The 23,693-nt window shown below is 52.8% G+C and carries 9 protein-coding genes; 2 read left to right on the top strand and 7 right to left on the bottom strand.

What is annotated here, in order from left to right; genetic code table 11:
- Positions 1-60: 60 nt before the first annotated feature.
- From AAC599_RS18590 to ssb, 5 genes are all read right to left on the bottom strand, one after another.
- Complete coding sequence (locus tag AAC599_RS18590; protein WP_340151905.1) at positions 61-18,339, bottom strand: strawberry notch C-terminal domain-containing protein; 18,279 nt, start codon at positions 18,337-18,339, stop codon at positions 61-63.
- A 116-nt stretch (positions 18,340-18,455) separates the two neighbouring features.
- Entirely contained in the window at positions 18,456-19,100 is a 645-nt protein-coding gene (locus tag AAC599_RS18585; protein ID WP_340151904.1) for a hypothetical protein, read from the bottom strand.
- Positions 19,097-19,342 (bottom strand): DUF2312 domain-containing protein, encoded by a 246-nt coding sequence (locus AAC599_RS18580; RefSeq protein WP_340151903.1) that lies wholly within the window; start codon positions 19,340-19,342, stop codon positions 19,097-19,099. The genes AAC599_RS18585 and AAC599_RS18580 overlap by 4 nt, the downstream gene beginning before the upstream one ends.
- A complete protein-coding gene (locus AAC599_RS18575; protein WP_340151902.1) occupies positions 19,339-20,328 on the bottom strand; it encodes a hypothetical protein in 990 nt (329 codons plus the stop codon). The genes AAC599_RS18580 and AAC599_RS18575 overlap by 4 nt, the downstream gene beginning before the upstream one ends.
- Positions 20,329-20,526: 198 nt before the next feature.
- Positions 20,527-20,982, bottom strand: a complete 456-nt coding sequence (gene ssb, locus AAC599_RS18570) for a single-stranded DNA-binding protein (RefSeq protein ID WP_340151901.1) — start codon at positions 20,980-20,982, stop codon at positions 20,527-20,529.
- A gap of 194 nt (positions 20,983-21,176) precedes the next feature.
- Between ssb and AAC599_RS18565 the strand changes: the two genes are divergently transcribed.
- Entirely contained in the window at positions 21,177-21,956 is a 780-nt protein-coding gene (locus AAC599_RS18565; RefSeq protein ID WP_340151900.1) for a hypothetical protein, read from the top strand.
- Between the two features lie 113 nt (positions 21,957-22,069).
- Positions 22,070-22,660, top strand: coding sequence for an MT-A70 family methyltransferase (locus AAC599_RS18560; protein WP_340151899.1), 591 nt, complete (start codon positions 22,070-22,072; stop codon positions 22,658-22,660).
- Positions 22,661-22,807: 147 nt separating this feature from the next.
- On the opposite strand, the gene AAC599_RS18555 is transcribed toward AAC599_RS18560, so the two are convergent.
- Positions 22,808-22,963: a hypothetical protein gene (locus AAC599_RS18555; protein ID WP_340151898.1), complete on the bottom strand. Its 156-nt coding sequence runs from the start codon at positions 22,961-22,963 to the stop codon at positions 22,808-22,810.
- 220 nt (positions 22,964-23,183) lie between these two features.
- On the bottom strand, positions 23,184-23,594 hold the full coding sequence (locus tag AAC599_RS18550) for a hypothetical protein (RefSeq protein ID WP_340151897.1): 411 nt from the start codon (positions 23,592-23,594) through the stop codon (positions 23,184-23,186).
- Positions 23,595-23,693: the final 99 nt, after the last annotated feature.

Below are 23,693 nucleotides of genomic sequence, written 5' to 3'. Positions count from 1 at the left end.
CAAGAAAAAGGGCGAACCCTGAGGTTCGCCCTTGTTTGGGGGAAATCCGCTTGAATCGTATTAGCGGGAGGGCCCTTTGCGACGCGAGCTCTTGGTGCGCTGTTGAGTGCTCACCTGCTGCTGTTCCGCGCTTTGGGAAAGGAATTGTCCTGCAGCCTGAAGGTTGCGGCGGTTCAATTCAGAACTGATAAGGGCGGTTCCCGCTTTGAAAGCCTTCTTGCGTTCCGGATCCGCAGCCAGCTCTTCGGACTGTTGCGTTTTTAACGCTGCTGAAGCCAGAACAGATATTGGAAGCTTGGCCAACTGTTCAGCAGTCTGGCGATCATTTGTGCCAGACATGACAGCGGGTACCTTGGATACGTATTGCGACAGCATTTCCTGACCTATATGGTCATTAACAGTTGTTGGCTGCGCTTTGCCAAAGCCCTGACCAGCGTCTCGCTTCGCGGACTCAAGAACACTTATCTTCACGGCATCCGGTACAGGCAGGTTGCTGGAGATCGCTTTATCAACAAGCGAAGCATGGGCAGCCGCAACAGCTTCGCGGGCAGAAAGCTTGCCACCAATTGGTGCGGCAGCCTCATATACCTTCTGGCCATCGCTTTTCCGCGTGATACTGATCCGGTCGATACCGTCGGTTTCGGAGCGCGCAATGCTGTAATGCTTCTTGGCAACCTGGCCGAACTGTTTGGATGTCAGCTTCCAGGGCATATCCCTGGAGTCTTCAGCCCAGATTTTTCGGCGTTCGTTGCGACGCGCCATGTAGACGGAAGCCGCCACACCGGCGCCAACCGCACCTGCAGATGCCGCTGCACCCGCAATTGCTGTTAGCCCAGCTGTCCCACCAATCGCAGAAACGGCCGCTGTTACTTTTGGACCAATCGCTTCGCGCATCACATCGACGGCAGGCTTGCTCACTTCTTTTGCCGTCTGAACCCATCCGTCAAATGTTGACGCAATCTGCGCCTTCATATGAGGCAGGGCGCTTTCAACAGTCGAGGTCCGCAATTCAGAAAGACCTGGAGCAAATTCTTGCACGTCGGGAAAATCACCTGAAGTGATCGACCCCAAGCTGTCAGAAGCCCAATCCTTAATTGAGTTTCCGGTGTTATATGCGACGGCCTTCAGGGTCTCAAGGCGCTCAATCGGTTCTTCGCTCTGGATCAAGGCTTCAAAGAAGTTGCCAGCGTCGATATTCTGCTGGCCATTGGCGAAGAACGAAACAATATGTGCCCGTGCTTCATCCAGTGAACCCGAAGAGGTAACCCGTTCAGTAAGCGTCGAATATTGTGCCAGACTATTGCCAATGTCGGCAAAGGCCTCAGCGAACTGATGGCTTGCCCGCTCGCCTGCAATGCCTGCCCGGCTAAGCGCCTCTTGAGTTGTCGATGACAGTGAGGACCAAACCTCCGCAGCAGAGTTTGCAAGTGAACTCTTATCAATGATTTCACGCCACTCAGCCGTTCCCAGACGCTCAAACATCATTTCGATTGAGCCTTCTTCAGGCGCAGTTGCACTGAGGACAGATGCTGAAGGGGTTGGCGTGCTGGCAGCGACCTGAGTTGATGCAGCAATTGCACCCCCCAAGCCGGCGCTGAACACAGCTGAACGCCCGATCTGTTTAACCGCCTCGTGCCCCAATTCACCGTCCATAGCGGCACTGTCTGAAATGGCAACAGAACGACGCTGGATATTCTCGCCGAATTGTTCCTTGCGCCAATCCTTGTAACGGTCTATCCGCTCGCCAGTCGGGCCAAAACGGTCGATAAGGTTCTGGGCGTTTTCGGAATTGCGGTCAATGTAATAGATCCGAAAATCTGGACGGTCATCAAATTGAGCCCCCTTGGATCGCGCCATCTGGACTTCGCTGGGCCCGATTGGAAAGACATATACACGTTCAGTTTCGGGCACTGGATAGGCGATCGTTGAGAATTCTTTGGCGACCTGCGAAAAAACTTCTGCCTGATCTTGCTTATGTCTGGACCACAGCTGCTGGGCTTGGACCGTGCCAAAATTCTCGAGCAGATGATCAATCGAAGGATGGCTCAGGGCAACATAATATGCCCCTGATGTCGCATCAAAAAGAAGGCCTTTATCACCTTCACCGACAATTCCAGCATCAACGAGACGATCCATATCGTCCGGCAGGATGTACACCGGACGTGCTGTCTCATCGATAATATCGGCAGAGCCACGTGTTGCCATTGGAATCTGGATTTCCTGTCCTGCTACCTGTTCACTCATTCCAGTGTCACCGTATCTAGCAATAAAAGGGTTACGTTGCAAATATTCTGATGACTTCAATGTGGGAAGTCCATATCTCTCTTGCAACACAATGTCTTTTATCATGGATCGAACTGGAGCGTTACTAGATGTACGCGCTGGAATGTTGTTTTGCAAGATTTCGCCATCCACAGCCTTGTAACGAATAACATGAGGGCGGTCCGCACGGCGTTGAATTGAAGGTGAAGGATGCACGGATGCATTTACACGTCGCGCTTGAGCTTGCGTGGTCTGGGAGATGCGACGAGCAATGTGAGGGTCGTTTGAGCCGATATCGATCGGTGTTAACTTGCGGTGTCTTGCCAGATCCATTTCGATGGTCGCATGGCGTGTAGCAGGAATTGTCGAAATACTCTGATCGTCATTGATCCGATGGAACCCGGCTTTTCTCACAGCCTGGGTGATTTCAAGATCATCCAGATGACCGGCCAGCAACTGGTAAAGCGTCTCCATTGGAATCGTTTTACCCTCAAGTCTTGCTCCATACCGTGATACGGCTTCACCCAGCGCAGGCAGGTTCGCGGCATTCGCCAACTTTTGAGCCGTTGCAATCTCGATATCTGACGACATTTCAAGAACTTTTGCCCGGCCAGCAACTTCTCCCACCCGCGCGGCCTGAAATACATCCTGCCAGGAGCGGAAGCCGTTTCCGTGCAAAATGTTATTCATCCTTTGATACAGATTTTGGATTGGGCCAAGACGACGCCCTTCCGCAGTTCCCATAGCCCAGTGAGCAAATGCCTCCGCAGCTTTCTCTTCCCCGCCAAAGCCAGCGGACACTACTCTGTGCTCCTCAGGGTTCAGCAATGGAGAAAGGGAGTGATAGAGCTCATGCAGGCCCGTAACCCTGGGATCACCTTTGCTGATGTCAGTTGAAATAGGCATGGCATCTGTGTGTCGGAAGTAAAGGCCGAGCACTGGCCTGCGGTCAGGGCTGCCTTCTACCGTACCATCGGCAAAAAGGCGTTCGACGAAACGCAAATCAACATCCGGATTAATTTCCGATACCATATCGGTCAGCTCTTCCTTAACCCGGGCAAGTTGAGGCTCAAAAGCTGCATCAAGCTGGTTCAGATAAAAAGCTGCATAGTCAGAAATCTGATCCGACATTTCAGGTGCCCAGCGACCATATAGATTTCCCGTTGGTCCTGTGGCTGAAACAAAGTCTCTCACCGAGGCATAGACCCACTTACCATTGTCACCCGGATAGATCACATAGCCTGGTAAAATTGGATAGATATCTTCCGTATAGCGACTTATCCGCCCGGCAAGACTGACATTAAGCAAACCCGCCTCACGAAGGTAAGCTGCACGCTTGTCAGCGGTACCGCCGTCGGTGTCAAACGCACGGGTGATCTCATCAAGCGCACTTTTAAGTTCCTCGCGACTTTGCGGTGCGGCTTGTACCGAAACTTGTAACCCCTCAAGCCCAAAGCGGTTTGGTGTGAAGGGAGCCGCAGACTGTCCAATTGTGTTAGGCATGCCGGCAGACTGAGCGCTACGCGGGATGTTCGCCGTCTGCTGCTGTGTCACCGAGACAGCTTGGACCGTCTGGGCGGGGAGGATTGCCTCAGGATCAAATGCGTAATTCACTTCATAGCCATCGGGATCAATCATAATCGCCCCGTCATGGCCTAGTTTGCGCAATTCATTAAAGACACTGCGTTGCAGATCCATCGGATCCCCACCGATGGCCATTTCGCTTAAGCGATCAGTCCACCAGCTGACCATCCGTCCATCTGATAGGATTTGCTTCAGCTGTTCGGCACTCTCAATGCCATAGGCTTGTTTCAGGTTGTCGACCATCTTCTGAAGAGGCGCCCGCCAGCCAAAGCTGTTCAAATCCGTACTGTTCAGGCGTGCCGGGTTCTTGACCCGTGTATGGACTTCAATCTGATTGCTGCCCGCAGCAATCGGATCTGAATAAAAAGCAACGCCATCAACAAGGGGCTTGCCCATGAACGCTCCGGAACCGCTGACAGGGGCATAGGATTTCTTTGAAAGATCGAAACCACGTCTCGCCGCGGCGTCTTTCTGGACCGCAGGGTATTCCGGTTGGTGGCGTGTTGCCCCATGTGCCTCAGCAAGAAATCCGTCACCCCCCCGTTTCATGACAACCAGGTCGACAGAGCGATTGCGCAGCTGCTCAATCGCTCGCTCCAGTACATTCGCGCTGAGGTGCCCAACAATGCGGGTTCGCTCCATGCTGTCGGTAAAATATTCCAGACGATTGCGAACGGGTTCAAAGTGACGGGCGACCAAACGGGCATCGCCATCAAACAGCACATATCCATCGCCGTGCTCAATCAGATGCACGGCTTCGCGGTTAATGCTTTTCTGTTCATCAAAACTCCGAACGACATCGTGCAGGGCGTTTGCGGTAGCAGTCGAGCTGGCCGCTTCGCGGTCCTGTTCTGTTAAGGTATGCTTGCGCTCGGATGTTACAGCTTCCTTATTTTGGCCGCTAATTGCACTCGTAACGTCGCTTTCGTTTACAACTTCTGTCATAGGGTCAAAGTTGCGAAGGGAAACAGAACCGTCCTGAGCCCGTTCAGCAATCGTGACATGCAACCCACGTTGAGACATTTGCTTGGCTTGGTAGTCCATCTCGTCACGCGTAAGCGCGATAGAGGGCGTGTCATGCACCTTCTCGAACTTGCTGGTCAGATGCGGATCAATCTTGGCGATTGTCTGCACATTGTCCGAGAAAGTTCGAAAGCCTTCACCATCCTCAACAAAGACCACCCGGTCGGGATGACGATTTGCGAGCTCGGCATGCTGTTCAATAGCGCTTTGAGCCGTCACTTCTTCACGTGTCTGGCTTTCCTGTGCCGCCCCGACACGCGATTGGCGCCATGTCGCACGGCTCAGGCCTTCAGCCAGCATTAATCGCTTATCAAGAGCTGCCAGTGAGGATGTGACCGTCGCCAGATCCTTTTGGCTAAACCAGGTCAGTTCTCCGTCGCTTTGAAGGTTCTCTTTGAGAAGAGGGACTTCATCACTGAGTTGGCGCGCGAGCAGCCCGGCGATCACATATCGATCGCCATCAACAAGGGCCGGAACTTCGCGATTACGTGCTGCAAGATGAACATCGGCATATCGATCAGCAATTGGTTTTTCCGCCCAAGTGCCGGCACGTTGACGGGCGCGCTTTTTCTCGCGTTCTGCCCGGATAGTTGGATCGTCGGCATCTTCGGCTGTGAGTGTTTCGAGCTCCACATGGTTGCCGACAAAGTTTTCCAGAACGATCTGGCCGTTTTCGTCGAGCCTGGCAATGACCACCCGATGTTTTGGTGCGAGCTGTTCTGCAACAGAATTTGCGTCACGTGCCGGCAACTCCATTTCGGCAATGTCGCCAATCTCGACGAGCGGCAATCCGTCGATCATCTGGTGCGCGCGCTTGGCATCGCGATCGAACAGTTGAGCTGTGTCGTTCTCAACAAAGATCAGTAAAGCGTCATTTCCGGCCAAGCGGCGGACTTCATCTGCCTGGAGGAAAATGCTGGTCGACCGCGCGGCCATTTCGGCATCTGCCCGACCTTCAGGTCCTGTCAGCAGCAAGCGAGGGGCAGCCAGTGCCGCAGCCTGCTTGGCTGCTGCAAGTGCAGGGCCGACCATCGTGTCACTTGAACGACGGTGAATGCTTTTGCGTTCGATCGCATCCCAGGCTACTGAAATGTCTGACGTATCGCTCAACACAGACCGCTTGGTACCTTCATCAAGGAACTGGATGTAATCCAGACCTTTGGCCCGAGCGAGATCGGTGGCAGCCTGGGCAAGCGGTCCGATGTCGCCGCCCGGAAGATTTGCTAGACCAGCCGTATCTAAACCCGGGATTTGTGAAAGCTGCTCGATAAAGGCCCGCGCACTGGCGTTGTCGCTTGTTAGATCAACACCTTGACCGCGGCGCAGATAGACCGGGATTGCTTCATCAAAGCGACCAAGACTTTCTGCGTCGGTCCTACGGGTGAACAGGACAGGGTTCGCCCCGGCGTAGGCTTGATCAAGTTCCGGATACTCTTTGTTTGGAACAGAGAGCCAATGGATATCATTGACGTTAAACCCGCGTTCTTGAAGAACCGCCAGGTCAAAGCTTTCGGTTTCATCCAGGCGCCATTGCGCAAGCCGCGCAACTTCATCTTCACTGCGCTGTTTTTGCCATTCTTCGCGCCGGGCTTCCTGTTCTGCCTTTTGGGCGCGAGCCAGTTCAATAGAGGTAGCAAGTTGATCCCAGGCCAGTTCGACATCGCGGGCATTGAAGATGACAAGTTCCGTCTGATCGTATTCAAACGGTTCCCAAAGTTTAACACCGTCGAATTTGTCTGACAGCCAGCCCATGAGGGCATCTTTGAGATCTCCATCATAAGCGCCGGCTGAGGTATAGTCTTGCCGACGGATCGCTTCTTCGAAGGCAGCGTAGTCAAATTCACTTAAGCGGCGTTCAACAAACTCGTTCAGGACCGCATCTTCATCTTCACCGGCCTCAACGCGCCGCTCTACTTCCTCGAATTCCGACCCGCGCTCGAAATAGGTCGTCGACAGACCCATCTTAAGCATGTCGTCGTGTTGATCGAAAAAGGCCCTAGTTATCTCCTGAACATCCGCTGACCATGGTTCTTGCGTAAGATCTGCAATGTTGCGCAATTTCGCCCGAACAGGTGCTGCATCTTCCATGCCGATATCGATCGCCGTGTCGCGATCCGGGTAGAGATAAAAACACCCGGACGTCTGCGACATCTCAGCGGCAAGATCGATGTCAGGATCAGCTGCGTTATCGACAACTAGCCAGTAGAGGTCGGACTCTCGAAACTCCGCTGTGACACCCTGGTTGAGATTGAACTCAATGTAAGCGTCCCGGTCAGTGCTCCTTGCGTTCTCGTAGCTGTCGTCAACGACTTTATTGGCATGTGCCCGCTCAGCCCGGCTCATATCGTCCGGAGCTTGAAGATTTTTAAAATCAAAGGCGTTTGCCATCGTCAGCGCGGCTTTTGCCGCACCATTGGCAGTGTACATGAACCGGTTGCCTGGGAGCAGCGCTTGCCCGCTCTCCTTATGAAGAACAACAAACCGTAAGGCATCCCTCTCATAAGTCCCTGGACGCAGCCCCGGGCGAGGGAAGGGGACAACTGCCAAACCTGGTGCTTCGGGATGGACAAAGCCCGGATACCTGACCGGCCCATTGGGCGACAGCAAGGGAACGTCAACGGTGTCCCAGCCATTCGGCGCCGCACCCCGACGCATTTGCCATGTCTCATAGTCGTGGTGTGGGGGAAGATCTTTGACTTCGTCGTCGTTATAGACGGTCAGACCGGTGTCATTGCTGCCGGTTGAATAGAAGACATTGCTGAAGCGATGGACATATTTTCCCTGTTCTCCATCCAGATGCATTTTTGCAAGCAGTTGATCTGCTGAAACATAATCTGGAACATCAAGCACGCGATGAATACGTGAGCCATCCGCCTGAGGTCCTGGTGCGCCCTGATGGTTGACAGGAACCAAAGCCCCAGCCTCCTCTTCGCGTAATGCGACAGGACGCCCGGTAGAGAATTGAATACCGGCAGCAAAGGGGGCAGCTTCCTCGCCGCGGAGTTCCCATGGCATGACAAACCGATCCATCGGTTTGGCAGATGAATGTTTTGGAGGACCTCGTTTGACCATTTCAGGAACCTGAGCGCCAACAATTTCTCGCGCATCATCAAGTATATCAGACGCCTTGAGGGTCATTCTCTTGCCTTCCATGAGGGAAAGAAGAGATGACAATTGGGCAGGCTTTATCTCAGCGACCATTGATGTTCCGCTTGAGACAAAATCTCCTGTAAGGCCACGGATGTCCTTATCAAGCCAGTATTTCCCGCCCGCTGATCTGGCTCGACTGGCGCGAAGTTCGATAGTGTCCTTTCGCTTGACGATTGACAGCGCATTGTCGGCCGTGACGGCCGTGCCCTTGGCGTCAAGGTATTTTTGGACATGCTCGGGTTTGCTTAGGATGACTTCGGCCCGTCCAAGAACCTCTTGAAGTGTTGCATCACGGGGCAGCAATAAACCTGCCTCGATGGTGCCCTGGGTTGTCGTGAAATACATGACATTGGCTTTTCGGAACTGGTCCGCTGCAGCCAGAATGTTGCCTGTGGCAACAAGACGTTCTTCACGATCGTTTTTTGAGGGCCGGTCAAAGGCTTCTGCAATCGGGCGCACTTCCAGTGTGCCCTCTACATCAATTGCGGCTTTGTCAGCCTTGATCAAAGTATAGTCCTTTGACATTGGCTTTTCGCCGGGCAACGCCAGTTCATTGAGCCTCAGTTCAATTTCCTTGGCACCATCGGCGACAAACATTTTGATTGTCCAGGCGGCCGGCGCTACCGGATTGACGGAACCGCCACGTTTGGACAGTCCGGCGACAACCCCGTATATATCTTTGCCGTCAGGTGTTTTGAGAAGGACTGAACGGCCAACAGGGAAGTTATCGACAAGTTTGGTAAATCTCTCAAAGTCACCCGTCAATCGCGTGTCAACTGATTGCTTGTTTCTAGAGCTGGCCCGTTCTACCGAGGCGGACCTGTAGCGTTCAAACTGTTCCTTGGCCCGCTCCTTGAGTGCTTTGGCGTGCTCCCGACCGTTGCTCTGCGTGTCAGAAAGAACGGTTCCGTCACCCAATCCTAGGCTCTTGTTGATCTCGGCAAGAACCCGGGCGAACGGATAGGGCTTTTCGGTGTTGCGGACATTCATCTGCTTGATGTGGACAGGTCCGCCGAAGGGTGATTCGGCCCTTACCGACTTTGTCAGCTGTGCGCGCGAAAGTTCCCTCGCATCCAAATCATGCACCCGCGCTTCATCACGGATGAGACCCATACGCTCGGCTTTTTCCTGCTCGGCACGAAATTCGGTTTCGAATTCGCCATAGAGTTTCTCTTGCAGCGCGACAGGCAACATGATCATTCGGCCCGTCACTTTGCGGGCAGCCCCATCGGTCTCGAGGCCGCGGGCGCCAGAGGCCAGTTTAAGGGGAAAACCAAACCGACGATGGATCGCTGGATTATTTTCCATCACGGTTGCCGCAGCCCGATCGCCGATGGCATTGAGCATGTCGATCCCGCCAGACTGGAATAGCCCTTTCTGGTTTGCTGTTGTATTGGCATTCAAGGAGCGTAACTTGCGCTCAAGGCGAGCTGCATTACGCCGTGATGCAGGGATATCGGTCATCAAATGGAGGTAGCTTGGTGTATGCACCTGACCAGTCCGATTAACCCGGCCTTTCATTTGAACGTGCTTGGTCACATCCGGGTGAGGCTGCCATGTGATGTCAAGTCGAGGTCGTTGATCTGCAAAATTCGCGTTGGCCGATAGCGTAATTCCGCTTGCGACACTTTCATTGCCAACGGCGACATCGATCGATCCATCATTGAAGGCAGTTTCGGTGCGCACATCAGCTGCTTTTGATCGTTCTGCTGCAGTGCGACGATAGTAAACTGGGCGATCACCGCTATAATCGATCCCTTCAGAGCGCCCCGTAAACTCACCAAACTTATAACCAGCCTGCTCGAGGCGCCCTTTTACATGGTCAATCGGGCTAACAGGCATTCCGGACCAGTCGGCATCTTCGATCAGCTTTTCAACCCGGTCGAACAGTGCTTTGGCGCGTGAACCGAGTTGTTCATCGGTTAAATGAATACGTTCCTTTTCGGAAAAAGGCGTTCCGATCGTGACATCCCGAGATCGCTCAAGATAGCGCTTAAGAACGTCGCCAAAGTTCGCATCGATCGCGTCGCCAGGCTGCAATTCATTGGCCGAGACAAACTCGGACATAAAAGCACCCATGGTGTTGGCAAGAGTAATGAATGGCTTTTGGCCGTTTTCAAGCGATTGAATTGCTTTGTCTGCGACCGTATCGGCCATGAGTGACAATTCAGCCTGTTGGGCGATATTATGGAGCAAAGAGGTGAAGATGATAGAGTTGATCCCAACTTCGCCGGTCGCCCCATCACTCATGGCTTTCTCGCCGGATTTTTTAAGCTCTTTGCCAAGTGGCCCTTTTAACAGTCCTTGTTTTGCGTCGTCAAAGGCGGCGATCGCTTCAAGGATCTCTGCGAACTTGTCGAATCTCTTCGGATCGATATTGACCACAGAGAACTCATAATCAATACCCTCCATTGATCGTTCGAGACGCATGTACTGGCCGGACTCCGAAAGCATCGAAGCCACCATTTGTTGCATCGGCAATCCATGTTGGGCGATGATTGATCCGATCTCTTTAGGATCGCGAACAGCGTAGCGCAGATCCGTGCGGCCAAACAAATCCATAGTATGTGGTGCTTTTGCCCAGGTTGCTGAGCTATCGTAGACACCTTTGGCATCCCACATAAGTTCCCGGGCAAACTCAGCGCGGTTGGGGGGGCCTGGTTGCGAGAAGAGCTGATCCTGTCCGCCGGCATTGTGGCTTTCATCCCGCACCAGCAGTGCGTTCTTGCTGAGCCGCTCAAGCAACATGCGCCGAAGGGTTTCTTGCCCCTGAACTGTTTGGGTCTGCGCCCAACTGGTCATGACAAAGTCGTAGTCTTTGCCCAGATGCCCCTGATCACGGATACGGATCAGTTCAGCATCATGCTTGGCTTTGTTGGGTGTGGAGAGAACCCGGCCGTCTGGCAACTCCAGCGCTTGAGCACCTGTCAATCCGTCGTTTGTGATCAACGGTCGCAGATGGCCATAGCCGATATCGGCAAGATCACGCATGATTGCAGGGTAAAGGTTCGGACGCTCGGTGATGAAAATCGGGGTTAACCCATTGAGATGGGCATACACCAGCATGGCTGAAGCAACCCGGCCTTTTCCGATCCCCATCAAGTGACCATTGATAAAGGATCCACCGGTTTCGTGCTGATGAATTGCGAACGCTGTCGCATCAATCTGTTCACCCGCCAAGGCGTTGTAAAGCGCCTCCTTTGTTTTGTAACCAAGCTTTTCCTGAACAAAGTTATCAACATTACCTACCGCAGACACCAAGCGCGCTTTTGCGGCATCGAAGCTGGACACAAGGTTTGCGGGCATTAATGTTTCAAGCGGCTTGGCCCCCGAAAGAGGCTCGTAAGGGACAAGGCTTTCGTTCATGCTCCGATCTCCAGCATCAGGGCGTCCAGATCCAGCAGTTTCTGTTCCACCGGGATTTCCGTCTGAGGGGAGGCGGGAAGTGTCCAGGTCAGTGGGTGCAGCCAGGTCAGAAAATCGATGTTGTGGATCATTGCCACCGGATCCGGACTCAGGTGATCCACTGGCAGACAGGCGATAATCCGCTCCAGCGCCCCCGGTTGAGCTTTCTCGATCGCTGCCAGTTTGTACTGGATCGCGGTCTGATAAATTCGCGGTGTCAGTGACTTTGTCTCGCTCGGAAATACCGTCGTTCCGAACAGCGGTTTTTCCGCTGGCGTAAAGCTTTGCACTGGCTGAAAGGGAAGTTCGTGGAGCCAGTTGATTCCGGTTGGCATCGAAGACATGACAAATCTCCTTGAGCTCTTCAAGCGAGGTGATAACAGGCGGCGTCGAAAGCGTGGGCAGAGGCATTGAAGAGCGGCCCTTGCCATCGATCACAATGAGATCGATGGGCCAGCCCGCCCCTTGTTGTCGATAAAGGTCGCCAGAAAGGGTGATGTGATCGACAACATTGAAGCTGTCGTAGAGCTTCCAGTGGAAACGACGCAGTCCAGCCTGGTCGTAGCCTTGTTCGCGCGCTTCATCTGAATGGGCCCGCACAGAAGGCAAGATCAGCACGGCACGGCCATCATCGGGCAAACCCGTGAGACCGTTCCAGACAATGGCGTGATGCAAGCGCGATGTCGCGACAGCTCGCGGATTGGTTCGTTTTTCAGCCGACACCCCCTCAGACGCAAGAAACAGGGTTTTTCCTTGCTCTTCGCTCAAGGCCCCAAACGGGGGATTGGCAATAAGGTGCTGATGTGCGCCGGGTGGACGCCCCTGCGCGGCATCAAGTGTCGTTACATACTTGGCATCCAGCCCGCGGGCTCTTGAGTTGTCGAGTTCATTGGCTTTGCGGTCCTCACGGTCCTGTCCGATAAGAAGCGCACCATTTCCTGCCGTTGGATCGTAGGTTACTTCACCAGGCTTTGCGCCCAAAAGGCGGGCGGCAAGTCCCGCGATCGGAAGCGGGGTAGAATAGGCCTGAAGTTCCGCAGACCGGGACGTTCTTGTTGAAAAGTTGGGTAACTGGTCTTGCAACTTGGCAAGCTTGTCGATCAGTTCGCCAGAAGATCCGGTATGACTTTTGTAGATGCCAGCGGCCAAACGGACCATTGCACGTTCGCCAACCTCCTCAACAGCCCGTCTGAGAGCGTGCCGTTGTGGTATCGGAAACCCAAGAGTGTCTTCGCAAAACGTCCTTAAGGCCCGTGCTGACGAAAAAACGTGTCCGTTTTGAAGGTAGGTTCCGATCGCGTCGCTCAACCGTTGTTCGTCAGAAGGGATTAATCCACTTGAGATTTCAGTTTTGAAGGCAACCGGGCCTGAAATGCGGCCACGTGTCGTTTTGCTGTCATGCAGCCTGTTTTCAACCCGACCTTGTTTGGCGGCATCGATAGAATTTTCAATGTGGCTTTCGATAAGTTCAAAACATGCACGCCGCATGTCCTGATTGGAAGGATTGTTGGTCCATTCGCGGACATCGCGCCGCGTGATGTCCCAGCTGCCCATCTTTTCAAGTTCGACGACGCAGTTACGTGCGGCTTCTTCGGATGCAAATCGCTGGGCGAGGGCCACACATGAAAAGCCTGAAGGCAGATGAGTGATATACCAGCCAGGCTTGGACTGAAGGCTGCGCGAGACCGCAAAATGCCCGCGAACGACAGGATCCACAAGCCTTCCGACAGAGTGGATATCGGATGTGACCACAGGTCCAGCATGATACACGGTATCACGCCGGATAAACCGGTCAGCGGGGCCGAGCGGGTTAAGCGCAACGTCTGGATTACGCAACATGTCGATATCTGCGCCTTGCGCATGTGCGATGGCCAGTGTCTGGGCTTCTTTAAAGGAATGAGCCGAGACGATGGGGGTGTTGTGGTAGTTTAGAACAAAGGCTCCGTCCTCTGGAACATTCCGAATTTCATACCCAATCCCATCCTTGTCACGGATCGAAACTGGGGCTTCCTGCATAAGTTCGTTAAACGCCACTTCCCGGGCACGTTCTTCAGCTGTGGCAGCAATGGAATCGCCGTGGACACGCACCAATTCACGCTCATCCGTATCTCCTGTACGCAGACCTTTCGATCTCATTTCATCAGCGACGATTCCAAATGAAGCAGCTTCTATCGCGTCTTCGGTTGCCGGGCTTGCCTTGGCAATAAGCTTTGCAATCCCGTCATCCTTTCTGTCTTTCGCAAGATTCTGGATATAGACATCATCGATGATGAAGTCCTTTCCAAAACGCGACAGATATTCAGCTTTCACTTGTCTTTCATAGAAGGGGTAAAGCTCTTCCAGCTTGCTGTAGATCGCATCGTCATCGGGAATATCCGCTTCCGAAACGCGCAATTCATCCAGATCGCCAAACACAGGCATCTGATCGGCGACTTTCCAACGCGGCGTGGTGAGTGCCTCATAGTTGGTTCCGGGGGCGCCGTAAGCGTCGACATAAGCATCAAACATTTTGACGTGTTCAGCAACTTCGTCCAAAAGTGGTTGCGCTTGTCTAACTGTAGTGGGATGAGCAATGTCGAGGTTTTCAAGGAATGATCCGACCCGCGCGCCAAGCTCTCTATGGTAACTGTCATAAAGCTTATGAGGAGCCATACTGCTGCGTTCTGGATGGGGTTCGGACAGCCCGAACTTCTCGGCTTGATCAAAAACAAGGTTGGCCTGCCAGAGTAGTTCTTTTACATCCTGCAGCCGTGCATATTCGCCCGGTACACCTTTGGCCGGATCGTTGGACGGAACAAATGTGTGGTCGAGAAGGTCTGGACCTGCGCCAAGGTGAACCAGGCTTTCTGACAGGCTGCGATAATCGCGCCCGGTTGAGAATTTGGGGTCAAGCAGCCCACTTTCCTGAATGTCGCGACTGTTTACCGCCTTCCTGTCCTTGATTATGTCTTCATAACGCGCCCGCACGAAAGCGGGTGTCATGCTTTGAGAGTGAATCTCTTGTGTCAGTGTATTGCCATGGGTGACAAGTGCAGGGATATCGCGCAGCGCCATGTTCAGATATGACATATCGCAGGCGCGATGATCGATATCGGTCAGATATGCACGCATATGCTGCGTTGGATCCAAGTGTTTCCGAAGGAGACTTTCTGCCTGTGCAATCGCCATCACGCCAGATCCACTTGTAGGATCGGAAAACTCAACAAACCCTTTTCCGCTATTGAGTTGTTGCATCTTCTCAGCTTCAAGAGTGCTGCTGGTGAGCTCCGTCATCAGCAGCGCCATTTCGTATGGCGTGAATTCTTGACCAAGAGCGCTATTTGGCGCGATTTGCATGTGCAACCGGCCCAAAGTATCGTCTTCATACTGCCGACACGCCGCTGTCAAATGGCCAAGCGCGTTCGGAAAATTCTCTCGAATGTCCGAAAGGCGTTTGTTTCTGCGATAACGATCGACAACATCAAGATAGCGACTTTCGTTCTCGCGCCATGCATCACTATCTTGCGGCAATGCAGCACCACGGTGCGCACAAGAAGCCAATGTCAGAAAATCTTCCCACTTATCACTTATGCGCCGGGAGGGATCCGCGTCATCAATGAGTTTGTAAATCTCACGCTCATGTTTCTCCGCAGGCATTACCTTGAAGGCCACGGCCCCGGCAAATGCGTTATCCAAACCCTGTGGTTTTCGCGAGGACCGTTTAAGTTCCGCACGCGATACTTCCTTGATTGCCGCACTGGTATCTCGGGCAATCGACCGCAGGTTTGCGCTTTCACGTGCGAAGTCTTCATGACTGACAATCGCGTGCCAGTCTGCTTGCATTTCAATCATGTCCGCGAACGCCTGCGCATCCTTGTCACGCCGGAAGAAGGGCTTGATCGGCGTACCGCTGGCAAGGTGGATGACGGCCGCCCCGGGCTGCTTTTCGCCGAGATGCCAGTCGGTGCGGACAATGCCAAAGCTTTTTTGGGCAAATCCGTGGGCCAGTCGGGAAACACACGGGGTGTTTTCCGAAAGAATGATCACGCGAGAGCGCCATTCTTCCGGGCCTTTGGGGTTCATTTCCTTGAACAGACCGCCCCCGTCAATTGCCCGCAGACCACGGAATGCATATTGACCGGCTATTTCCTCGGCGTCCGAAATTGTTTCTAGAGCGTCTTCACCACGGGCATAGCCGAGAAAAGTGCCTTCGCTGATCGGCCCCGGGGCGAAGACCTCCATCGTTGATGGGCTGTCTGGATCGAAGAATACTCGATATCCCTGTCCTGTAGTGTCTTCGAGGACAACTGCGTTGGCATAATGGCTGAGTTCCACATCGACCAGGTTGTTGATATGCGCCTCAAATTCGTCTGCCATATCTGTAAAGATCAACTGAGCTTTGATGTCTTCGTCGTCAGACATGTGATCGAGAAGATTGGACTTCTCTTCTTCCGGCATGGTGTGCCACTGCCAATGTGTCGCGGCAGCCCATTGGCGCATTGTTTCCCGGCCAGGTTGGTAGGTTTCAATGTGCGCGTCGAAAAAGTCTTCGGCAATCGACGTCTCGAATGCGCTTTCACGCATGCGCGCCACAAACCAGTTACGGTCTTCATCTCGCGGTTTGAAGGCACTGTATCTGTCGATCTCAAAACGTGGCGGAGTGACATCAAGCATGTTGGCTGAAAAGGCGACCGGGCCCCCAAAGCCGATGCTGGGGGCAGGGGCGCGTGATAGACGCTGGTTGCGATTTTGAGTTCTGATAACTTGCCGGGTTTCTGTTGCCTCAACGCCGGCCTGATGCTCGAGCGAAACCACCAAATCACGAACGTCATCAATTTCTGAAGACCGAAGCTCAGCCCAATTTCGCATTGGAGCAAGAAGATCGACAAATCGCTTTGCTTCCTGATCCGTCCCCCATACCCGGCCGACGGGAAGACCGGTCGGAAGGTGATGGGCCTGAAAACCGGGGCGGCCCTTGAAGGGCGCAACAATTGCGAAACTCCCACGGAGCCACGCCGGTTTGCACCAACGATCAAACCCTGATCCAGTGGCGATGGCGATTTTTTTGGTTTCTGAGTTCGAGCGCAACCATTTGGTATTTGGCCGCCCTTCATTTACAGGCCAGGTGCGCCGGATCTCTCCGTATCGGGCATGCTGACGGGCCGCTTCAGTCGCTTCGTCAAAGGTGGGAAAGTCACCAAGATGTGTGGCTTGATAATTAGAGTTGAGGTCTTCATAGAGATGATAGTCATTATCTTCATTACGCAGGATACTGTAGTCGACGATTTCGTCGTCGTCCTGCCCAGTAATGATGGACATGTGCTGAACAGCCTCTTCAACTTCTTTCAGCGCATGTTCATACTCCAGCTCGAAAACGGTCTCCATGATGTCGTCGTCTTCGAAAGCCGTATATGAGTCCGATGGGTCTTGCCATTTCCAGATATCGTGATCCGGGTCGTCCGTTGCGTCGTCTTTGCAATGTTCGATCAGGGCGTCTGTAATCAAATCTGAGAGTTCTTCAGCCATATCATCGGTGATTTCGGCCTTACCATCGAGACCTTTGTCACTGCGAAACTCCGCCTCTGTCTCTGCGACCACCCGGTCTGCATACGGAGCACTCTCAGCGATCTCTAGGATATCGCCATCGGATCTGTAGTAATCGTCAGGGTATGCCTGAATTGCCCGCCTTTTCGCTTCGTCGTAAAAGTGCTGCTGAAGATAAAAATCATCTTGCATGCCCTCGCGTTCTTCATCGAGCAAATTGGCAAAAATGTCGTCACGATCGTCATGAGTAGAGACGGTGATCATGTCTTCTTCAGGACCAAACTCGGGGACTGGGCGTTGATCCCCGGCCAAATTCGGAGACTGCATGCGACGAAGAGCTGGATATTCTTCAAGGACTTCGGCCGGTACGGGCAGTTTCTTCTCAAGTGCAGTGCGAATGATTTCCCGATGCCCTGAAAGGAGACTGCTTTCGCACGCATTACTGTAGGCTCTGATATTACCAAATTTCTTCGCCGCGGCATCAAGCTGGTGGGTCTCACCATCGAAAACATGCAGCATGCCATTGTGACGGACGGCAATCGGCACGGGCCCTTTTTGGTCTAAAAACCAGCGTTTTCGATACGCTATCAGCGTTTCTGGGCTGTCGATGTCTTGAAAAACGGTAAACTCGCCTTTCAAATCGGAGTGCTCAGCTTGAGCAAGGTTGCGTCCAGCGATTTCGCGAAGCTCTAGCTCCGCTTCTCCATCGAGTGGAACAATGACAAATTTATCGAGATAGTGTTTCGATGTCATCGCCCACTCGGGCTGGCCGGTCGAAAAATACGCATCGTTGGCACGCAATGCATCTTGCGCCGCCAGACTTCTTGGCGCCAGTGTCGAAAGAATATTGGGATCGGCAAGGTCAAGCTTTATCGCCCAATCGCGAAGCAAACCATCGACACCTGGCGTAATCTCATTGATCGCCAATCGTGAACGGTCAATAAGGGCATCCTGCATCATGACTGGGTTAAGCAAGCTCAACAGAGCAGTCTGGTCAACAGGACTTGCGGGCCATTCGCGCTCAAATATACGCGTGGCATGTCCGTTTGGAACACCATTTTCAAATACAGCGACATCAATGAATTCACCGGATCGCCACGCCCGGAGAGATTGACCGGGCGTGGTTACATACCGACCCGAACTCATCTCATCTACCGTACCTGTTGAGTAAACTGGCTGGCCATCAGGTTTGCGCCATTGCGGAGCCAAACCGATAGCGTTATGGCCAACAAGGTCTTGCAGGTTGAGAAAGCGGTCTTCAACTGCTTTGCCGACCCGACGTGTGCGCGCGGCTAGATGAGTCTCCAGCCGACGGAATTCCGCGAGATCTTTACTGGTTGCCGCAGTCGGGCTTGCGAGAAACTCTCTGGAATTATTCACATCGGTCGCCATTTGCTCACCAAAACTATTATACTGCAAGAAATACAAGTATAACTTGGAAACGAAGGGCGTTAAAGTTATTTAATTGCAAGAATTAACGTGATGGAACGCATTTGCAACCGAACCGCTCAGGCACCCGCAATGCAAGGCTGGGCACTTACAGGAGATTGCTGCACTTTTGGCGCCCAATCCTGGAATATTTGCAAATAGCGATCCTTTACGATTGCAGGGGACAGCACAAGATGCGGGGCAGAAAGCATGTCGATATCCTCCAGACAGGAAATCGCATGATGTGCAGTACGTGGCAGCGCCTCAAGGGGGTATTTACCAAAGCGGATCAGGTTAAAATAGTGCTCCGCCTGCACGGTGAGGCGATGTTCATCTTGTTGCAAAGCTGTCATTTCTGGTGGCGTTTGAAACTTTGCCAAAATCTTGTTTTGCACAGCCTCCTGAATGTCACGGAGCTGGTCGATACAGCCCCGTTCAAGAATATGGGCCACAGGAATGCGGACATTCTTCAGTACGTATTGCCAGGCATTGCGTAACAGTAAGTAGTGAATGATATGGATGTTTGGATCTCTGGCGATCCTTTCATAGATTGCAACCGCATTTAATGCGGATTGCCCAACTGAGATCTCCAGTGTAAGAGGTCCGCAGTACACCGGCATATGTGCAAGGTTCTCGGCTATATCATCGATATTGATCTGATTGGAGATCGGCCTTTGCGGATCTATCTGTGTGCCACTTGGCATGGTTACCGTGCCGACAATCATGACATCCCCAGCGCACGTTTATAGACTTCCAGAATCTGTTCCTGTTCTTCGCGGGTGTGGTCTTCTATCTTTCGGAGGCGGATGATCTGACGCAGAATTTTCACATCATAGCCCAGGGCTTTTGCTTCGCCGTAAACTTCCTTGATGTCGGCCATGAGGTTGGCCTTTTCTTCCTCAAGCCTTTCAATCCGCTCGACGTAACTCGCCAGCTGGTCTGCGGCAATGCCTCCTACATCCGTCATACGCGGATCCTCCGTGATTTTCTCTTTGCTTGGGGGGCAGCCTCTCCTGCGGATGTTTTTGCCGCTTTGGAAGGGGCTTGTGTCTTCTGAAGGAAGGCCGGATAGGTATCTTTCATCATCAGCGCCATCCGCTTGCCAAGCGTACCGTCATAGCCCTTTTCAAAAATTGCATTCACAGCGTCTTGACCAGCGGGCAGCAGCGAACTTCTCAGTTTTGAGGCTATGCTACGCGCCGATAAGGAGGAGGAGGGGGGGGCTGGCAGGCGATCTCTCAGTTTTGCCCAGCGCGCAAAAGCAACGGCAACTCGTTCAGGGCTTGTCATGTGCTGATTGGAGGGAAAGGCTTTTTGAAGGGCCTTGGCTTCTGTCTCCGACAGCACCGGCTCGATAGAATGCCATGCTTCATGCCATGCGGTGTCTTCGCGATCAAACCGCGGAGAAACAGAGATTGTGGCAAGATGCTTTAAGGGCTCATACATTCCCGCAACTTCGGCTCGGTCTGTGCTTTTTAATCCTGATGCAACCAAACCAGGACCTTCGGCAAATATCTCTTTGGGCAGATGGACGTCCAATGTTGGGTTGACCCGTGCCGCGATCGAGACCAGGCGTTGCCGAAGTGCACCTTCATTGCGCAAGCCTTCGAGATCAAGTCGGGCATCAATGCCGGCATGATCAGCGAGTTCAAGCCCAACCCTGTGGGTCCGACGGCTGGCCTCTTCAAAATCACGATAAGCATCAAGCCATTGCGCCGTTGATTCAGGGCCAGCCCATTTCGTGATTTTCTCGATGATTTTTTGATTGCTCGGAGCTGAGATTGTTTCGGAGCCGCTTTCAAGAATGGACATCCATTTGCGTGCCGTAACCGCCGGAACGTTTGCGCGACTGGCGATTTCGCCGCGGGCAGCCGTAAGCGTCTCCCAGTGTGCGTCTTCACGTGCACCGGCTTTGGCAAATGAGCTTTCTAAAATCTTGCTTAAATCGTCCATGATTTTCTTGCGTTATAATAACTTATTTTACTATACTCTGCTTCGAACTGATTTCAACCTTCAACGAAGGGCGATTATCGGTTTTCCCCGAGCGAAGCCGGCTTCCTGACCCCAGGGGCCGGCTTCTTTCATATATCGGTCAAAAAAAAGACGCCCCGTTAAGGGCGCCAGGGGGCAGGGTGGGGAGGCATATTAGAATCAGAACGGTATTTCGTCATCGAGATCAGGGTTGGTCGGGAGCGGATCAGGACCAGCGTCCCCCTCGCCTGGCGTGCCGGAACTTTGCCCGTCAGGGCCGGGGTCGCGGGTGTCAAGCATGGTCAGGTTTGAGTCAAAGCCCTGGAGGACAATTTCAGTGGTATAATTGTCTTTGCCGTCCTGCCCCTGCCATTTACGGGTCCGAAGAACGCCTTCAATGTAAAGCTTGCTGCCTTTTTTAACAAAGCGCTCGACGACATCTGCAAGGCCTTCGTTGAACACAACAATACGATGCCATTCGGTACGCTCGCGGCGCTCACCAGACTGGCGGTCGCGCCACTGGTCGGAGGTCGCAATACTGAAGTTGGCGATTTTCTTGCCAGCCTGGGTGAACCGGATTTCAGGGTCGCGGCCGAGGTTTCCGACAAGAATGACTTTATTGACACTGCCAGCCATGGGGTATCTTCCAAAGTTTGTGTTTGTCCATTGCCCTGTTAGCGCAGGGCCAGTGAGGTGTCAGCGCGCAAACCGTGCGCTCTAATGACGTTACTTCATGCATTCTGGGAAAAGGAAAACATAATAAAATATGCTTTGCAAGAAATCTTGTGGTTTGCGATTATGGCGCTTCTCTCTTTTGAAAGGAAGCGATCATGGCTTTGAGCGCTGCATGTTCCGCAATGCGCACCCAGGAGGAAGCAGTCGAGAATGCCCTCTCACTCGGCATTCTTGTTCCACGGACAATCCCCTTATTGTCGGCCGTCGCGGTGACAGACTGCCGTTATACCCATTGCGATGATAGTCATGACTGGTTTTGTGATCTTCGCACCGACACCTTTTTTTCAGTGCCTTTCTTGGCGCCAGATCGCCATCGCCACTTGTTGCGTGAGTTCGACCGCACTGCGGCTGTACTTGCGGCCAAAACGCGATGGAACGGACTGTGTCGGGTTTCAGTAGCCCAGCATGGTGTCATGCATGCACGCAAGGCAGCACAGCCATCCAAGCCCTACGGTCTTACACACGATAATGAAGAGGCCGATGTCGGGGATATGATCACGCCTCTTAAGCGCGAGATGCGTCGCCTGGACGTATGGGACACCATAGAGCACAACATCATTCTCCCCATGCGTGAACGTCAAGCCCGAATGGCAGGGCTTCAATGGCCCTGGCCGGCCGACGTTCAGGCCGAGGTTGAGACGATTGACGAGAGACTGAAAGCAACAGAGGCGCGCGATCAGGTTGACGTCTCATTGCTTGATATTCCGTTTCGCGGGTGGGCCGAACCCTACAGTGAACATCTGGACGTCTGGTCGGAAACTGAGGCGCGGGCAGCCTTCATTTCAGCCTGTGTCGAGCTTCTTCCGTCTCTGCAAGGGGCCGCCATGGGTGATTGTGACGCCAGCTGCAACGGTTCAAGCCGGGCCATCGCCTAAGACAGCCCGTGGCCATCCAAGGCGCAATTCACAAACTTGATTGAATAGATGGAGACCACAACATGTCGGGTTGGTACTGGAGAGATCTCACACCTTTCTCCTACGGGGTAATCATGATGGATTTCCCATGGCGTTTTGATACCTACAGCGAAAAGGGGCAGGGCCGATCGCCAAACTACGACAAAATGACGATCGAAGAAATCTACAACTTGCCGGTGGGTGATCTCGCATCCAAGGATTGTGCGCTTTTCATGTGGTTCACTTCGACCATGGTCGGTGAGGTGCCATCGATTATGAAGCACTGGGGGTTCAAGTTCTCCGGAAAGGCGTTTTGTTGGGCAAAACAGACCAAGCAGGGGGTGCGTAAACCAGTCCCCTCTATCTCCGACGATTACAATTGGCGCATGAATATGGGGTACACGACCAGGGCCAACACCGAAGATTGCTGGCTTGGTTTTACGGGTTCTCCCAAACGTCTTAGCGCCAGCGTACGAGAGCTTATTGTCTCCCCGCTGTATGAAAACTCTTCAAAACCTGACGAAGCATACGCACGCGCCGAACGTCTTTACAGCGGCCCATATGCAGACGTTTTCTCGCGACGCAATCGTCCGGGATGGGACGTCTTTGGGGATCAGGTTGGAAGTCTTGATGGATCGCCGCGACTGGAATCTGGTTCGCCATCATTTACGCCCGTAACGGCATGAGTAGAAAGATAATGAGATCAGATGGGTTAAAGGGTAAAGGTTGCGGGGTAAATAATCATTTAATATCAACTAGTTGGAGAGTCATAATCTATGTTATGACAAAAGTGAAATTCTTAATACGTTATCAAAAACCAAGAATGTAGACTTTCAACCGGGTTGACCTGATAGATTGATCCTTTCACGCCAGCCCTTTATTTCCTTCCTGATGAAGTCCAGACGTTTGCCCTTCCCCTGTATCCCTGCACGAAGTTCCTCGGTTTGACTTCGCTGCTGCATCAGGACCTCTTTTTTCTCGTTGGTCATGCCCCCAAGTTCTCGTTCTGTCGGGATGTCCTGTCGCGGCAAGGTCTTGAACTTCTCCTCCATGTTGGCAAGAGCAACGATTGTCTGTTCTTCTTCCTGAGTAAGGGCAGCTATGGCATATTCTGCGTCTATGATCTCGATACTCGATCATGCTCCACCTCCGCGACCCTTCGCTTTTTCTCAACAGGCGACTATCAGCTTCACACCGAACTTCGGTCAATTACTGCGCTGCAGGATAGTCTGGTTCGATGAAGCGCCGTCCAAGAACACCCTCAAGATGATACAAGACTAATTTGATATCTTGTGTTTCCATCCCCAGATAGAGGCTGTCTTCTTGCTGATTATGCCAATCTGTCCACCACTCACAATACCGACCGAAGGCAGATTTATCTCCAAAGCTGGTTAGAAGTGGATCATCAAGCGGGTTTTTTGTTTCTACCGCACAGTCAATCACCTCCTTATTCATGAGTGAGAAGGAGCTCAGTCTTAACTGAATTTGTCGACTGAACAGGAACGGTCTTTCACAGATATCGTCCGGCGTTGCGAACACAGGAAAGCAGCTGCCATGTGTGACGGTGCCAGATGTGATTCTTCTATCTGTGATCTGACCTTTGTTTATTAATTTTAGCATTCCCCAATATACCTATTCGTCTTTTCCCCAAGTCGGAATTTGATTACACATGCAAGGTGTGCTTTTAAAGGTTGGTATAGGAAACCCACCTTAAGTGCA

Origin of the sequence: uncultured Sneathiella sp. (genome assembly GCF_963976355.1) — a bacterium.
GTDB lineage: Bacteria > Pseudomonadota > Alphaproteobacteria > Sneathiellales > Sneathiellaceae > Sneathiella.
Note: the sequence above shows the minus strand (reverse complement) of the source record. Positions and strands in the feature narration are given on the sequence as shown.

What these genes read in the sequence shown, in the direction of transcription:
- AAC599_RS18590 (WP_340151905.1), bottom strand. Translation starts at nt 18,339, where the DNA reads ATGGCGACCGATGTGAATAATTCCAGAGAGTTTCTCGCAAGCCCGACT.
- AAC599_RS18585 (WP_340151904.1), bottom strand. Translation starts at nt 19,100, where the DNA reads ATGATTGTCGGCACGGTAACCATGCCAAGTGGCACACAGATAGATCCG.
- AAC599_RS18580 (WP_340151903.1), bottom strand. Translation starts at nt 19,342, where the DNA reads ATGACGGATGTAGGAGGCATTGCCGCAGACCAGCTGGCGAGTTACGTC.
- AAC599_RS18575 (WP_340151902.1), bottom strand. Translation starts at nt 20,328, where the DNA reads ATGGACGATTTAAGCAAGATTTTAGAAAGCTCATTTGCCAAAGCCGGT.
- ssb (WP_340151901.1), bottom strand. Translation starts at nt 20,982, where the DNA reads ATGGCTGGCAGTGTCAATAAAGTCATTCTTGTCGGAAACCTCGGCCGC.
- AAC599_RS18565 (WP_340151900.1), top strand. Translation starts at nt 21,177, where the DNA reads ATGGCTTTGAGCGCTGCATGTTCCGCAATGCGCACCCAGGAGGAAGCA.
- AAC599_RS18560 (WP_340151899.1), top strand. Translation starts at nt 22,070, where the DNA reads ATGATGGATTTCCCATGGCGTTTTGATACCTACAGCGAAAAGGGGCAG.
- AAC599_RS18555 (WP_340151898.1), bottom strand. Translation starts at nt 22,963, where the DNA reads ATGACCAACGAGAAAAAAGAGGTCCTGATGCAGCAGCGAAGTCAAACC.
- AAC599_RS18550 (WP_340151897.1), bottom strand. Translation starts at nt 23,594, where the DNA reads ATGCTAAAATTAATAAACAAAGGTCAGATCACAGATAGAAGAATCACA.